Below are 15,568 nucleotides of genomic sequence, written 5' to 3'. Positions count from 1 at the left end.
AGGTGCTGGATTTATGAGCATTAAGGCTGAAGAAATCAGCTTGCTGATAAAAAAACAGATTGAAAATTACCAGTCTGAAATTGAAGTGAGCGATGTCGGTACCGTCATCGAAGTCGGTGACGGGATTGCGCGTGCACACGGTCTTGACCAGGCCATGTCCGGGGAACTGCTGGAATTTTCCAACGGGGTCATGGGGCTTGCGCAGAACCTTGAGGAAAGCAATGTCGGGATCATTATTCTCGGGCCTTACCGCGAAATTCATGAAGGCGATGAAGTAAGGCGTACAGGCCGGATCATGCAGGTGCCGGTCGGGGAGGAACTCATCGGCCGTGTCGTCAACCCGCTCGGCCAGCCGGTTGACGGGCTCGGGCCCATCAACACAACGAAAACCCGCCCGATTGAATCTAAAGCGCCTGGCGTAATGGACCGGAAATCGGTAAGCGAACCGCTGCAAACGGGGATTAAGGCGATCGATGCACTTGTGCCGATCGGCCGCGGGCAGCGGGAATTGATTATTGGCGACCGCCAAACTGGTAAAACGACTATTGCGATTGATACGATTATAAACCAAAAAGACCAGGACATGATTTGTATCTATGTTGCGATTGGCCAAAAAGAATCGACCGTCCGCGGTACAGTTGAAACGCTCCGCAAATTCGGGGCTTTGGATTATACGATTGTGGTAACGGCTTCCGCTTCGCAACCAGCGCCTCTTCAATACCTGGCACCGTATGCCGGTGTTGCGATGGGCGAAGAATTCATGTACAACGGAAAACACGTGCTCGTTGTGTATGATGACTTATCCAAACAGGCTGTTGCTTACCGTGAACTTTCCTTGCTCTTGCGCCGTCCGCCGGGCCGTGAAGCATATCCTGGCGACGTATTCTATTTGCACTCCCGCCTGCTTGAACGTGCCGCCAAATTAAGCGATGCAAAAGGCGGAGGTTCATTGACCGCCCTGCCGTTTGTTGAAACACAGGCCGGCGATATTTCGGCTTACATTCCGACAAACGTGATTTCGATTACAGACGGGCAGATCTTCCTGCAGTCCGACTTGTTCTTCTCAGGTGTCCGCCCGGCGATCAATGCAGGGTTATCCGTATCCCGCGTAGGCGGTGCCGCGCAAATCAAGGCAATGAAAAAAGTTTCCGGCACACTGCGCCTTGACCTGGCATCTTACCGTGAACTTGAGTCATTTGCCCAATTCGGGTCGGATCTGGATAAAGCCACCCAGGCAAAACTGGCACGCGGGCAGCGTACGGTTGAAGTATTGAAGCAGGACCTGAACAAGCCAATCAAAGTCGAAAAACAAGTATGCATCCTGTATGCATTAACAAAAGGATTGCTGGACGATATTCAAGTGGAAGACATTCTCCGTTTTGAATCGGAACTTTATGACTGGCTGGACCAGAACCGGGCATCACTGCTCGAAGAAATCCGTACAACCGGAAATCTTCCTGACGATGAAAAAATGAAAGAAGCCATTCAGGCATTTAAAAAGACCTTCGTAGCCTCTGAACATCAATAATTGGACAGAGAACCCCGTTACCCGTATGCGGCATGCGTGCTTTTTCACTGCAGCATCCGAACCGAAGGCAAACGGGCCGGACAGACAAAGGATTTCAATCCAGGATTGGAATCCTGATTAACTCACAAGGGTGGTGAAGTGAAGTGGCATCCTTACGCGATATAAAAAACCGGATCAACTCTACGCAGAAAACAAGCCAGATTACGAAGGCCATGCAGATGGTGTCGGCTGCAAAACTGAACCGTGCGGAATTGTCCGCCAAATCATTTGTCCCCTACATGGAGAAAATGCAGGATGTAGTAGTCAGCATTTCCCAGGGGACAGGCGGCGCCCGGCATCCGATGCTTGTTTCCCGCCCGGTTAAAAGGACCGGTTATTTCGTGATCACATCTGACCGCGGACTGGCCGGCGCTTTTAACAGCAACGTTTTAAGGCTTGTAACCCAGACCATCCGGGAACGCCATCAATCTGATGATGAATATGCGATTATTGTGATCGGCCGTACAGGATACGAATTTTTCAGGCGTCTAAAGATGAATGTTGTGCTGCAGATTGTCGGCCTGTCTGACCATCCGACATTCCAGGATATCGAAAATATCACGAAGAAAACGGTCGCGATGTATGAAGACGGGACATTCGATGAGTTGTATTTGTATTACAACCATTTTGTCAGCGCCATTAGCCAGGATGTGACGGAAAAAAGGCTGCTGCCGCTTACGGATGTAACGGCGACAAACCGGCTCATTTCCTATGAATTTGAACCGTCTGTAGAAGAAATCCTGAATGTTTTGCTGCCGCAATACGCAGAAAGCCTTATTTATGGCGCGCTGCTGGACAGCAAAGCAAGTGAACACGCGGCACGCATGACTGCAATGAAAAATGCGACGGACAATGCAACTGAATTAATCGACTCGTTGACATTGACATATAACCGTGCCCGCCAGGCATCCATCACACAGGAAATTACAGAAATTGTCGGTGGAGCAGCTGCACTGGAATAATTTCCGTTTTGGCAAACCGCTCTTTTGCCGAAACGGATCGGGCATGTGCCATCAAGCAAGTTAGGAGGGAACAGTATGAGCATTGGACACGTTCTGCAAGTAATGGGTCCGGTAGTTGACGTAAAGTTTGAAAACGGTCAGCTCCCTGATATTTATAACGCATTAAAAATCAATTATAAAGCAAAAAATGCCAATGAAGTGGATATCAATGTTACACTGGAAGTTGCATTACACCTAGGCGATGATGCCGTCCGCACAATTGCGATGGCTTCCACAGACGGTATCCGTCGCGGCATGGAAGTAGTGGACACAGGCACGCCAATTTCTGTACCGGTAGGGGAAGCAACCCTTGGCCGTGTATTTAATGTGCTCGGGGAAGTCATTGACCTTGACGGCGAACTGAAAGGCAATGTGCGCCGCGACCCGATCCAAAAACCGGCGCCTTCTTTCGAGCAGTTATCCACGCAGGTTGAAATTCTTGAAACCGGCATTAAAGTCGTTGACCTTTTGGCGCCTTACATCAAAGGCGGGAAGATCGGTTTGTTCGGCGGTGCCGGCGTTGGCAAAACCGTGTTAATCCAGGAACTGATTAACAACGTTGCACAGGAACACGGTGGTATTTCTGTATTCGCCGGCGTAGGGGAACGGACGCGTGAAGGGAACGACCTCTACTACGAAATGAAAGATTCCGGCGTTATTGCCAAAACAGCAATGGTGTTCGGGCAAATGAACGAACCGCCTGGCGCACGTATGCGTGTGGCTTTAACAGGCCTGACGATGGCTGAATATTTCCGTGACGAACAAGGCCAGGACGTATTGCTCTTTATCGACAATATTTTCCGTTTCACACAGGCAGGTTCTGAAGTGTCTGCGTTGCTCGGCCGTATGCCGTCAGCCGTAGGTTACCAGCCGACCCTTGCAACCGAAATGGGCCAGCTGCAGGAACGGATTACATCTACAAATAAAGGTTCAATCACATCGATCCAGGCGATCTATGTGCCGGCTGACGACTACACTGACCCGGCTCCGGCCACAACATTCGCCCACCTCGATGCGACGACCAACCTTGAACGCCGTTTGTCGGAAATGGGGATTTATCCTGCTGTAGATCCGCTCGCTTCGACATCCAGGGCATTGTCCCCTGAAATTGTCGGGGAAGAGCATTACAACGTTGCCCGCCAGGTACAGCAAACATTGCAACGTTATCGCGAGCTCCAGGACATTATCGCGATCCTCGGGATGGATGAACTGAGCGAAGATGACAAACTGGTTGTTGCGCGCGCACGCCGCATCCAGTTCTTCCTGTCGCAAAACTTCCACGTTGCGGAACAATTTACCGGCCAGCCGGGATCTTATGTGCCGGTTAAGGAAACTGTCCGCGGCTTTAAAGAAATTCTTGAAGGGAAATACGACCATCTTCCTGAAGATGCTTTCCGCCTCGTAGGCACGATCGAGGATGCTGTGAAAAAAGCGGAAGCCATGGGCGTAAAAGCATAATGCGGGACCGGGAGGAAGTAAAATGAGGACATTTGAAGCCAGTGTTGTCACTCCGGACGGCCCGGTATACAATGCGGAAGTGGAAATGGTAATTGCAAAAGCCAAAAGCGGCGAGATCGGTATCCTGTACGGGCATGTTCCGCTTGTTGCGCCGCTTGATATCGGAGTTGTCCGATTTAAAAACGGCGACCAGGAAAAAGTAGTTGCAGTGAGCGGCGGCATTTTGGAAACACGCTCCAACCAGGTGACCATTCTGGCACAGGCTGCCGAAACACCCGAACAAATTGACATCCGGCGGGCGGAAGAAGCAAAGCAGCGTGCAGAAAAAAGATTGCACCAGTCCCATCAGGATGATATCGATTTTAGACGGGCGGAGCTTGCTTTAAAACGCGCGATGAACCGGATTGAAGTCTATCGCCACTTTTCCAGATAACCGCTTTTCCTTACTGTCATTTTATGATCAAAAAGGCACCTTCTGCTTCTTCGGAAGGTGTTTTTCTTTAAGCAGCCGGTTTGCCGGGCAAGGCGCCTGAACGGGCAAAAACAGGAAGGGAATGAGGACAGATGACAGCTGAATTCGGAACGCAGGCAGTGCTCAGCATCCTTGTGAATTTGTTTTTTATTGGCATGACGTTTTGGATCCTTCAAGCCGTCCATATTGACAAGATCATAAAGAAAAACCGCATTGTCCAGGCAAGGCTTTTGTATATTTTCCTTTCTGTCGCAATCGGATACAGCGTCAGCAATTTTTTCCTTGACTATTTGCTATGGGCGCAGCGCCTGCATTTCCTGTTCCAATGACGGGTACCGCTAAGCATTGTTTCAAAATTCCAATTGATCGGTTCTTTTGAGGCTGAAAAATGGTTCGTTTTTCCTGTTTCCAAAAAATGATCCGTTGCATACAATTTAGGTATGCTTTTTTGACAAAATTCATTATACTAGTGTATAGGGTGTCAAAACTTGACGACTTTTACCTGGTATGTCTGCCGTCTCTCTTGTTAACACTTTTAATAAGGGAGAGGGGAGCGCAAAGATGAAATTCCGATTTGTATATCCGGTTTTGGCAATTGTTGGTTTGACACTGATTTTCATGGGGAATAAGACAGATGCGGCCAATTTTACGGATCAATTGCAGTTATTTCAGGCGTCCATTGCAAAATTGAACGGCAAAGTCACTGAATGGTCTTTATATACAAGAGAACCCCTGCGGGCGCCGTCCGAACCGGAATGGGCCGAAAAAGTGCAGACATTGCAGGATACATTCCCTGAAATGCACTGGTCGGTAAAAAAGGACAGGCATGTGAAGGTGCTCACGGGCAAGTTGGAAAAAAGCCATTATGTCGAAACCGTAAAATTGATGTCGACCCTATCAAATGCTGAAAACGGTTCGTATATCATTTATGAAGTGAATGGCAAAGGATGGGACCGCGCGCAAATGCGCAAAGTCAATCAATTGGTATCTGCCCGCACTCGAGCGCTTTTTACGAAAAAGCCCATGGTTTTCTCTTGTATCAAAGGCGAATTCAGTGATAAAATGGACCATGTTTTGTTACGTGGAAAAAAAGAACAATTGCTGAAACGTCTTGATGCGCAAGAAATTGAAACAATGGAAGAAAAGAACTTTTATGCGGTTTCCGGATACTCGCCTAAGTTTTCTGAAAATATCCATGCCAAAAACCGGAAAATGAATGTGCAAATCGGTTTGCGAGACAGCGGTTTGGGCGGTAAGACAACGGTCGTAATTGGCACACCCATCATTACGATTGAATATTAATATAGAGAATATGGACGCGGAGGGGAATACTCTTGGAAAAGATCATCGTCCGCGGCGGAAACAGGCTTCAGGGCACCGTTCAAGTGGAAGGTGCAAAGAATGCCGTATTGCCTGTGATCGCTGCATCGTTATTGGCAAGTGAAGGAAAAAGCATCATACGTGATGTACCACAACTCTCCGATGTATTTACAATCAGTGAAGTGCTGCGCCACTTGAATGCTGAAGTTACGTTTCTGGATAATGAAATCACTGTAGATGCATCAAGGGAGTTATCAATTGAAACGCCTTTTGAATATGTACGCAAAATGAGGGCATCTTTTTTAGTGCTGGGGCCATTACTGGCGAGAACCGGGAAAGCAAGGGTCGCATTACCGGGAGGCTGTGCCATTGGATCCCGCCCTATTGACTTGCACTTAAAAGGATTTGAAGCAATGGGCGCCAAAGTAGATGTGGGAAACGGCTTTATTGAAGCGTCTGTATCCGGCCGCTTGCATGGCGCGAAAATATATATGGATTTTCCAAGCGTCGGCGCAACCCAGAATATCATGATGGCCGCATCGCTGGCTGACGGACAAACGGTCATTGAAAACTGTGCAAAAGAACCTGAAATTGTGGATCTTGCCAATTTCCTGAATGAAATGGGCGCAAATGTAAAAGGTGCCGGCACGGGAACCATTAAGATCGAAGGTGTGGAGAAGCTGCATGCTGCTGATCATACCATCATACCGGACAGAATTGAAGCAGGGACATTTATGGTTGCCGCTGCGATTACAAAGGGAAATGTGTTGGTAAAAGGTGCGGTACCTGAGCATACTTCTTCCTTAATTGCAAAGCTGGAGGAAATGGGTGTCACCATCATTGAAGAAGAGAACGGTGTCCGGGTTATCGGCCCGGAAACATTAAAGGCAGTAGACATAAAGACAATGCCTTATCCTGGATTCCCGACCGATATGCAGTCACAAATGATGGCGCTCCTTTTGTGTGCTGAAGGCACGAGCGTGATTACGGAAACGGTATTTGAAAACCGATTCATGCATGTGGAAGAATTCCGGCGCATGAATGCGGATTTAAAAATAGAAGGGCGTTCGGTTATTGTGAACGGGCCGTGCAATTTGCAGGGGGCTGAAGTTGCCGCAACAGACCTGCGGGCAGCCGCCGCTTTAATTATTGCCGGGCTGGCGGCAAAAGGCATTACCCGGGTGACCGAATTAAAACATCTGGACCGCGGCTATTTGAACTTTCATTTAAAACTGGCTGCACTTGGGGCCGACATTGAAAGGGTCGACGACGAAGCGGAAGTTGCGCCGGCAAAACAAGATCAATTGCTTGCTGACGCCAATCTTTAGTTTGTATAAAAACCTCTGTACATATTCCCCCATGTGCAGGGTTTTTTTTTCGCCATTTTTCTTCTGCTGTTCCCATTATGGACAAAGCAGGCCGGTTTCAAACGTACAGGCCTTGATTTTTCATGCAGTTGTTGAAACAGTTTATGTTGAAACGCCGTCCAATGCGTTTCCTCCCGCCTCAAGCGATGCGCCTCCGGAACTTATCCGGTTGTCGCCAGAGCGCGCCGGGAAGGTTCGTCGGCTTTTTTTCGGTGCTGCCCCATGCTTGCCCCGCACACCCTTGAGCGTGCATTTTTAATCATAAATGCTTGTCCCGTCCCATAAATTGGAGTATAGGCTTTCCACCACTTCGACCATATGGAGGCGTCAGCATGAAACCAATCAAACCCGTTGTAATCGCAGCGATCCTCGTCCTCGCCTTTTCCTTTCTCATTCCGGCCCTTGTCGTCCTTCCGTTCCACAACGACAAGGTGAGCGGAAAATTGCATGAAAAAAAACCGCCAAAGGAGGAGAAAAAAGCGGCATCCGTCCAGGTATCCGTATACAGAAGCATGGAGAAAAAGGTTGACCGCGTGCCAATGGAAGACTATGTTGCAGGCGTGGTCGCAGCTGAAATGCCTGCAACGTTTAAACTCGAGGCATTAAAAGCCCAGGCACTGACTGCCCGCACTTTCATTGTCAACCGGATGTTAAATGGCGGAAACAGGGATTTGCCGGATAATGCCAATGTGACAGATACGGTCAACGACCAGGTATATTTGAGCCGGGATGAACTGAAAAACGTTTGGGGGAAAGCGTATCAGGAAAAAATGGAGAAAATCGACAAAGCGGTTGCTGCAACAGAAGGCGAAATCATCACTTACCATAACAAGCCGATCGATGCAGCGTTTTTTTCCACCAGCAACGGCTACACAGAAAATGCCGGCGATTACTGGTCCAGTGCCGTACCCTATTTAAAAAGCGTGAAAAGCCCGTGGGATCAAAACTCGCCTAAATTCAAGAAAGTCACATCCATCCCCACCACGGCGTTCGAACAAAAACTGGGGATCCGGATTCAAGCGAATGATACGGGAACTGTCTTATCCAGGACAGAAGGAAAAAGAGTGGCGAAAATCAAAATTGCCGGCAAAGTTTTCACCGGCAGGCAGGTGAGGGAGAAGCTGGGGCTGCCTTCTTCAGATTTTACATGGGAAAGAAAAGGAAAAGAAATTGAAATTATAACGAAAGGATACGGGCACGGCGTCGGCATGAGCCAGTACGGGGCAAACGGCATGGCACAGGAAGGGAAAGATTATAAAGCGATTGTGGCGTATTATTATCAAGGCGTCACGGTGAAACCATTCAGCCAAATTGCCGGAGCCGGCGCCCTGGCAAAAAAATAATCCCTCCCGGACAAAAATTTTTTAAACTTTATGTATAAACAAATGAAGAAATGTTCAGAATGGTTGCTGAGGTGATGATAAATGAGAGAGGAAGAAAAGAAACGGCCTTCTCAACCAAAGAACATAAAAAATTTCTTCAAAAAACGCTGGGTCTATCCGGCAATCTATTTAGTAAGTGCGGTGCTGTTGATTACAGGGATTATTTGGTATCAGTCGCTTGGAACCCATTCGGCAAAAGAAAAATTTAAAAACGATGCATCCATCAGCCAGAAAGGATCCGGCAATGACGCAATCGAAGTAAACAAAGCGGTAGAAAACTTCAGAATGCCGGTACAAAAACCTGAACTGGCCACGATTGAGAAGAAGTTTTACGACGCGAATGCTTCCGTCAAGGACCAGGAAGCCGCACTCGTTGTATACGGCAACACATATCAGCCGAACCAGGGAATTGACATCACGATGAAAAATGGCAAAACATTTGACGTTGTTGCTGCAATGGGCGGTACCGTCACAAAAGTGCAGGAAGATGCCGTTTTGGGCAATGTCATTGAAGTCGAACATGACAAAGGCGTGACGACCGAATACCAATCGGTGAAAGACATTGCGGTGAAAGAAGGCGATATGGTCAAGCAAGGACAAACGATCGCAAAAGCCGGCCGGAGCGAGCTGAACAAAGCCGCCGGGACGCATCTTCATTTTGAAATCCGCAAAGACGATGTGGCGGTCAATCCGGAAGGCTACTTCAATAAAACGGCCAGCGACGTCAAAACGCCGGAAGTTTCATCCGAAAGCAGCCAGTCCAAGCAAAGCCGGTCTTCGGAAAAAACATCAACCAGCCAGAACAGCCATTAATACAGCCCGCGTGTATACAGGACAGAAAACCTCTGTCCTTTTTTTGTTTTCCGCCCGCTTCCCGTAAAAAAAGCAGTTTCTTGCATAAAATGGTACACAAGCTAATAAACTGTTACAAACTTGACAAAAAAGCGGGAGTGTTTGAGGTGAGGAATCGTTAATGACGGGAGCATCTTCGCTACAGACTTGATTATATTCTGCACCATCAGAAAGGCTTCACTTTCTGCCGCAAGCATGAACAGCCTGCGGGATCTAGTACAAAATTGAATCCGGCGAGTCTCATTTCACACGCCTCACATCCAATTTTGGGGGAGGGCGAGTAGTGTGCACGATTACATCAAAGAGAGGACTATCAAGATTGGGAAGTATATCGTGGAGACGAGGAAAACAGTTCGCGTAATTGCGAAAGAGTTTGGCGTATCCAAAAGTACTGTCCATAAAGATTTGACGGAAAGGCTGCCGGAAATCAATCCGGAACTGGCAAATGAGGTAAAGAATATCCTCGATTACCATAAATCTGTCCGTCATTTGCGCGGAGGGGAAGCAACAAAGCAAAAATATAAAAAAGAAGAGTATCCGGTCACAGAGTAACAGAAAAACCGCAGCAGCGCTTTCCGGCTCATGAGGGCTCCATGATTCCTGAAAGAAGCAATCGAATTGCGCGGTTGCTTCTTTTTACGGTCCGGGCCCGTTTTGGGAGCGGTTCCGGCCACAGGATGCGCAGCTGCTTCCATCCGGCAAACGGCTTTCGCAGAATTGAAACGGACACCCCGCGCGAAAGCTGCTTTTTTGCAAACCGGCCCCCCGTAAAATCCCCTCCGTTTGCCTCGCTTGAAAAATACCCGAAAATAAAATTTGACAAATGGTCCCGAAACCCGGCAAAAATATGCTAAAATAAATAATCAGGGATAACAGACAATGATAGACTTCGAATAGATAAATCGTCCTAAAAAAGTTTGAAAAAATGAGGAAGGAGCACATACATGTTTGCAAAGGATATAGGAATTGATTTGGGTACCGCGAATGTACTGATCCACGTAAAAGGCCAGGGAATTGTGCTGAATGAGCCGTCTGTTGTAGCCATTGAGAAAACGGCCAATAAAGTGCTCGCGGTCGGGGAGGAAGCGCGCCGCATGGTTGGCAGGACGCCGGGCAATATTGTCGCCATCCGCCCGCTGAAAGACGGCGTCATTGCCGATTTTGACGTAACGGAAACGATGCTGCGGTATTTTATTAACAAGTTGAATGTAAAGGGATTCTTATCGAAACCGCGCATTTTGATTTGCTGCCCGACAAATATTACGAGCGTGGAGCAAAAAGCGATCCGCGAGGCAGCAGAAAAAAGCGGCGGGAAAAATGTTTACCTGGAAGAAGAACCGAAAGTGGCGGCCATCGGTGCAGGCATGGATATTTTCCAGCCGAGCGGGAATATGGTGGTCGATATCGGCGGCGGCACGACGGATATTGCGGTACTGTCGATGGGGGACATTGTGACAAGCTCGTCCATCAAAATGGCCGGTGACAAATTTGACAATGAAATTCTGCAGTATATTAAACGGGAGTACAAACTGCTGATCGGCGAACGGACGGCAGAGAATATCAAGATGAATATCGGCACGGTATTTCCGGGCGCCCGCAATGAAGAAATGGACATCCGGGGCAGAGATATGGTTTCCGGCTTGCCGCGGACGATTACGATCAAATCCGCTGAAATTGAAAAAGCGCTGCGTGAATCCGTGTCCATCATTGTCCACGCCACGAAAAACGTTTTAGAGAAAACGCCTCCTGAACTGTCAGCCGACATTATTGACCGCGGTGTCATTTTAACAGGCGGTGGGGCCCTTTTGCACGGTATTGACCAATTGCTTGCCGAAGAAATTAAAGTGCCGGTCCTTGTTGCCGAAAATCCGATGAGTTCCGTAGCGATCGGAACAGGCGTCATGCTTGAAAATATCGATAAAATTTCAAGAAGAAAACTCGTTTAATCAAACGTTTGATGAATGCTCCAGCGAGGTGAATGGCAATGTTACGGGGTTTATATACAGCGGCTTCCGGGATGATCGCCCAGCAGCGGAAAACGGATTTGCTCGCCAATAATTTATCCAACGCAGACACGCCGGGGTATAAAACGGACCAGTCATCGATCCGCTCTTTCCCGAAAATGCTGCTCAGTTATATGGATAAAAACGGGACAACAGGCGAAGTAGTGAAATCGGTCGGGTCACTTGCGACCGGTGTTTATATGCAGGAAACACTGCCGCTTTTTAAACAGGGTGACCTTAAAGAAACAGGCAACCGGACCGATTTGGCCATATTAGATCAGGCTTCACCGCAAGGAAGCCTGTTCTTCCGCATCGATGACGGCAACGGGCATGAAGCCTATACGCGGAACGGGAATTTCACAGTGAACCCGGAAGGCTATTTAACGACCGCTTCCGGCCATTACGTGCTGGATGAAAACGGGGGCCGCATTCAGACGGGGGGAACCGATTTTTCCGTCGATGCGGCTGGCGTGGTAACGGAAAACGGGCGGTATGCGGGCACGATCGGCCTTGCCTACGCCCAAAATCCGGCACAGCTTGAGAAAACAGGCGACGGTTTATATACGCTCGCGAATAACGGGGCGCTGCCAGCTGCAGGCCAAAACGGCTTTCAAATCAAGCAGGGCTGCCTGGAATCTTCCAATGTCGATGAGACAAAAACAATGACAGATATGATGAGTGCTTACCGCTCTTTTGAAGCCAATCAAAAAGTGCTGCAGGCTTATGACGCAAGCCTCGGCAAAGCCGTAAATGACGTAGGAAAAGTATAACGGAGAATGGTGGGGTGAGACAGCGCCATGAATCAATCCATGTTGACAGCAACCAATACGCTCAGGCAGTTGCAGGACAAAATCGATACCATCAGCCATAATGTTGCTAATGTGGATACAAACGGCTATAAAAGCAAACAGGCGAGCTTTACCGATCTGCTCGCCCAGCAAATCAACAACCAGCCGGATCCATCCAAAGAAACAGGCAGAAAAACGCCGTACGGCATCCGGACCGGCACGGGGGCAAAACTGGCACAAGCGGTGCTTTCCCCATCGCAGGGGGCGCTTGAAAATACCGGACGCGCCCTTGATATGGCCTTTACAAAAGAAAACCAGTATTTAAAAGTGCTTGCCCGGGCAAATGGCAGTGATGAAGTGGCATTTACACGCAACGGCGCATTGGAAGTGTCCCCGCTCGGAAACAATAGAAGTGTGCTCACTGATGCGAACGGGAATCCTGTCCTGGATGAGAATAACAGGATGATTACATTCCAGGGCAGAGTAGCAGATTACGCGATCAGGCCAAACGGGATCTTGCAGGTGGTATACAGTGACGGCACGCGGGAAAGCTTTAACCTCGGCGTTGTCCAAATACGCAACCCGCAAGTGCTGGAACAGGCCGGGAACAACTTGCTGAGGCTGCCGCAAAACGCCAATGCGGCAAATGTATACACCGATTTAAAGGGGGCAAACCGCAGCCAAATTTCTATGCAGCAGGGCGCGCTTGAAAAATCGAATGTCGACCTTTCTGCTGAAATAACGGAGCTAACGAAAACAGAACGGTTGTATCAGTTCCAGTCAAGGACGATTACATTGTCCGACCAGATGATGGGCCTTGTAAACAACATCCGTTCCTGATGATTCGCTTTTTACGAAAACCAGCTGCCTTACGTACTTTAAGGCAGTATCCGGGGACGCGGCCGTTTCGGATCCTGCCCGCCGCCTTATTTCTCCCGGACTGAAACTGAAAACGGAGGATTTTTTGCCAATGTTGGATTTACAGCAAATTAAAGACATTCTCCCGCACCGTTATCCTTTTTTATTGATTGATCGCATTCTTGAGGTGGAAGAAGGAAAACGTGCGGTTGGAATCAAAAACGTATCCGGAAACGAACCTTTTTTTGCAGGCCACTTTCCGCAATATCCGGTCATGCCGGGTGTATTGATTGTGGAGGCGCTCGCACAGGTGGGCGCGGTCGCCATGTTGAAAAAGGAAGAAAACCGCGGGAAACTTGCGCTTTTTGCAGGTATTGACAAGTGCCGGTTTAAACGCCAGGTAAAACCGGGAGACCAGCTTCGCCTCGAAGTGGAAATCATCCGCTTGAAAGGGCCGGTCGGAAAAGGCAAAGCGGTTGCTACAGTCGGCGGGGAGCTTGCCTGTGAAGCGGAGATCATGTTTGCACTCGAAAAATAGCAGCGGAACAGATCTTGCCGCTTTTTTCCGTAAAAAAAATCAGCCGGATGTCCAGCTGACCAAAAAGAAAAGGGGATAGAAGAGGATCGATATTGATAACAAACACATTCTCTCTGATGGGGCAAAATAGGAGAAACGTTAGGAACTGGTAAAATGGAAAAGAAAGTTGGAAAAGGAAAACTCATACGTTTACTTCAGATGTGGCACGAGTGCGGGCATTTTGCGGCTCTCTTCCTCTATCCGTTTTACTTCCTGCATCAAAAGTGCAAGCTGCCGGTTCAGCATGCCCTGTTTGACGATCATATCCGCTAATACCCGCTCAAGTGCATCCAACCGTTTTGCAGCATCTTCCATTGCATGCTACCCTCCCTGGCCGGTTTCCTGCAGCGGTTTGTTTTCCGGCCGTTTGCTTAAAAATTGGACTGTGTCGGCAATGACTTCGGTGACGTAGACCCTTTTTCCGTCCTTATTATCATAGTGGCGGGTCTGAATCCGGCCGGTAATGCCGAGCATGGAACCTTTTGCGCAATATTTGCTTGTATTCTCCGCGATTTTATTCCAAAGGGTACATTGGACAAAATCGGTTAACGTTTCGCCAAATTGATTCCGGTAATGGCGGTTTAAGGCAAGCGTAATATTTAGCACCGGTTTTCCGTCTGCTGTGTAGTGAAGATCCGGATCTTTTGTGAGCCTTCCGACTAATGTGACCTGGTTAATCAACTGATCCACCCCCTTCCTGCATTTATCTTACCGGCTTTCATTTTTCTTGTAAAATCGCCATTTTTCAAAAATAGCCCCTTCGTTTCGTGCAAAAATGTATTTTTGCACGCCTGGTTTTTACATATTTCGGCAGTAAAAAGAGGTTATGGCATTATTTAAAATTTTTTCTTTGGCATCAACCGGGCGAAAATGGGAACTTTTACCGCGGAAACATAACAGCTGGTTCCCGGCTTGGACTTGCATTGTCCAGACTTCCGCCTTTTTGATGCAGGTGAGAAAATGGGCTGTTGCCGGTGATCGTCTGTTGGATGTATGTTATAATTTTTACAAACGAATAGGGAGGAAAGGGATGAAAACGTTTAAGATCCTGTCGCTTACCATTTTGAATGACGGCGAACGCGTGCCGATTCCGTTGATTGACGGGCTGATTCTGAACAAGGAAGATGGGCGGGGCACCTGGCTGATTGAAGCATACACGGAGAGCAAGCATCTGCCGTTTTTTGCGGAAAAAGAAAAGCAGCAGACGGAGCTGGATACTGAAGTGGTGATCACGTATGAGAACAATGATCCGGCACCGCTTTCGACCCGGGTCAGGGGAATAAAAGAATTTGACGGAACGATCAGCGTCCTGCTCGAAGGGAAAATACGCTCGAGGCGGATCGCGTATGCGGAAAAGCTGTTGGAGGAGCTGGTCCGCGAAGGGTACGAAGGCGAGGAATTAATTGAGGCATTTAAAGAAAGATTAAACGGAAAAGGCCGCTCTGCGTCATAAAACAGAGCGGCCCTTTCGCGCCTTTATTTTTGCTTTTTTAATTCGATGACTTCCTTATGGACTTTGTTATCTTCTTCCCAATAAATGACGGCTTCTGGATGTTCTCCTTTTTTTGGCGCGTCTGTATATTCTACAAATCCTGTGTCTGGAGATACCTTCTCTTTGTTTGCTGTTTTGTCCCCGGCTTCCATTTCACCACCGATCCAATATTGTGTTTTTAAAACAGAAACCTTATTTTTCTCTTTTTTGGAGCCATTCCAAATGAAATCTCCAGAATAATTAACATCATCAGATTTCTCACCGTTATACGATAATACAGCCGTCCATTTGCCGCTCTTGCTGTGGCCCACCCATTTCGGGTAGCTTGGCTTTTCCTTTTCATGGACAACCATACCGACTATAATGCCGATTACGACAACTGCAGCAATGATGCCTGTGATAGCCCAAGGTTTTTTCATGTTTACGTACCC

Annotated in this window: 18 protein-coding genes; 15 read left to right on the top strand and 3 right to left on the bottom strand. The window is 48.2% G+C overall.

Going from position 1 to position 15,568, the window contains the following annotated elements:
• The first annotated feature begins 13 nt into the window (after positions 1-13).
• The 14 genes from atpA to fabZ all read left to right on the top strand — a co-directional run bounded on the left by atpA (position 14) and on the right by fabZ (position 13,606).
• The gene (atpA, locus tag NSU00_RS14840) at positions 14-1,528 is read left to right on the top strand and encodes a F0F1 ATP synthase subunit alpha (RefSeq protein WP_013860727.1); all 1,515 of its coding nucleotides are present in this window, start codon (positions 14-16) and stop codon (positions 1,526-1,528) included.
• Between the two features lie 143 nt (positions 1,529-1,671).
• A complete protein-coding gene (atpG, locus tag NSU00_RS14835) occupies positions 1,672-2,529 on the top strand; it encodes an ATP synthase F1 subunit gamma (protein WP_029142415.1) in 858 nt (285 codons plus the stop codon).
• 75 nt (positions 2,530-2,604) lie between these two features.
• Entirely contained in the window at positions 2,605-4,026 is a 1,422-nt protein-coding gene (atpD, locus tag NSU00_RS14830; RefSeq protein ID WP_013860725.1) for a F0F1 ATP synthase subunit beta, read from the top strand.
• A gap of 22 nt (positions 4,027-4,048) precedes the next feature.
• Positions 4,049-4,459, top strand: a complete 411-nt coding sequence (locus NSU00_RS14825) for a F0F1 ATP synthase subunit epsilon (RefSeq protein WP_013860724.1) — start codon at positions 4,049-4,051, stop codon at positions 4,457-4,459.
• 131 nt (positions 4,460-4,590) lie between these two features.
• Positions 4,591-4,827, top strand: coding sequence for a DUF1146 family protein (locus NSU00_RS14820; protein ID WP_013860723.1), 237 nt, complete (start codon positions 4,591-4,593; stop codon positions 4,825-4,827).
• Positions 4,828-5,059: 232 nt separating this feature from the next.
• Positions 5,060-5,800 (top strand): YwmB family TATA-box binding protein, encoded by a 741-nt coding sequence (locus NSU00_RS14815; RefSeq protein WP_013860722.1) that lies wholly within the window; start codon positions 5,060-5,062, stop codon positions 5,798-5,800.
• 32 nt (positions 5,801-5,832) lie between these two features.
• Entirely contained in the window at positions 5,833-7,146 is a 1,314-nt protein-coding gene (gene murA, locus NSU00_RS14810) for a UDP-N-acetylglucosamine 1-carboxyvinyltransferase (RefSeq protein ID WP_019721010.1), read from the top strand.
• Between the two features lie 371 nt (positions 7,147-7,517).
• On the top strand, positions 7,518-8,528 hold the full coding sequence (gene spoIID, locus NSU00_RS14805; RefSeq protein WP_195850674.1) for a stage II sporulation protein D: 1,011 nt from the start codon (positions 7,518-7,520) through the stop codon (positions 8,526-8,528).
• An 81-nt stretch (positions 8,529-8,609) separates the two neighbouring features.
• Positions 8,610-9,380 (top strand): M23 family metallopeptidase, encoded by a 771-nt coding sequence (locus NSU00_RS14800; RefSeq protein WP_013860719.1) that lies wholly within the window; start codon positions 8,610-8,612, stop codon positions 9,378-9,380.
• Between the two features lie 324 nt (positions 9,381-9,704).
• On the top strand, positions 9,705-9,971 hold the full coding sequence (spoIIID, locus tag NSU00_RS14795; protein WP_017553086.1) for a sporulation transcriptional regulator SpoIIID: 267 nt from the start codon (positions 9,705-9,707) through the stop codon (positions 9,969-9,971).
• 392 nt (positions 9,972-10,363) lie between these two features.
• Complete coding sequence (locus tag NSU00_RS14790) at positions 10,364-11,365, top strand: rod shape-determining protein (protein ID WP_026683914.1); 1,002 nt, start codon at positions 10,364-10,366, stop codon at positions 11,363-11,365.
• A gap of 38 nt (positions 11,366-11,403) precedes the next feature.
• A complete protein-coding gene (locus tag NSU00_RS14785; RefSeq protein WP_019721006.1) occupies positions 11,404-12,192 on the top strand; it encodes a flagellar hook-basal body protein in 789 nt (262 codons plus the stop codon).
• A 27-nt stretch (positions 12,193-12,219) separates the two neighbouring features.
• Positions 12,220-13,050 carry a flagellar hook-basal body protein gene (locus tag NSU00_RS14780; RefSeq protein ID WP_061566098.1) on the top strand — a complete coding sequence of 277 codons (831 nt, stop codon included), beginning with the start codon at positions 12,220-12,222 and terminating at the stop codon, positions 13,048-13,050.
• A gap of 130 nt (positions 13,051-13,180) precedes the next feature.
• The gene (fabZ, locus tag NSU00_RS14775; protein ID WP_019721004.1) at positions 13,181-13,606 is read left to right on the top strand and encodes a 3-hydroxyacyl-ACP dehydratase FabZ; all 426 of its coding nucleotides are present in this window, start codon (positions 13,181-13,183) and stop codon (positions 13,604-13,606) included.
• A gap of 189 nt (positions 13,607-13,795) precedes the next feature.
• On the opposite strand, the gene NSU00_RS14770 is transcribed toward fabZ, so the two are convergent.
• Together NSU00_RS14770 and NSU00_RS14765 are read right to left on the bottom strand one after the other, a co-directional pair.
• Entirely contained in the window at positions 13,796-13,960 is a 165-nt protein-coding gene (locus NSU00_RS14770) for a hypothetical protein (protein WP_013860712.1), read from the bottom strand.
• Positions 13,961-13,966: 6 nt separating this feature from the next.
• Positions 13,967-14,326: a single-stranded DNA-binding protein gene (locus NSU00_RS14765; protein ID WP_013860711.1), complete on the bottom strand. Its 360-nt coding sequence runs from the start codon at positions 14,324-14,326 to the stop codon at positions 13,967-13,969.
• A 349-nt stretch (positions 14,327-14,675) separates the two neighbouring features.
• Here NSU00_RS14765 and NSU00_RS14760 point away from each other — a divergent pair, with 349 nt between their 5' ends.
• Entirely contained in the window at positions 14,676-15,098 is a 423-nt protein-coding gene (locus NSU00_RS14760; RefSeq protein WP_013860710.1) for a YwpF-like family protein, read from the top strand.
• A 23-nt stretch (positions 15,099-15,121) separates the two neighbouring features.
• Here NSU00_RS14760 and NSU00_RS14755 read toward each other — a convergent pair whose 3' ends face one another.
• Positions 15,122-15,556 (bottom strand): DUF4944 domain-containing protein, encoded by a 435-nt coding sequence (locus NSU00_RS14755; protein ID WP_013860709.1) that lies wholly within the window; start codon positions 15,554-15,556, stop codon positions 15,122-15,124.
• Positions 15,557-15,568 lie beyond the last annotated feature (12 nt).

The sequence above is a fragment of the Weizmannia sp. FSL W8-0401 genome (assembly GCF_038009125.1).
Lineage (GTDB): Bacteria > Bacillota > Bacilli > Bacillales > Bacillaceae_C > Weizmannia > Weizmannia coagulans.
This window is presented reverse-complemented; position numbering and strand designations above follow the sequence as displayed.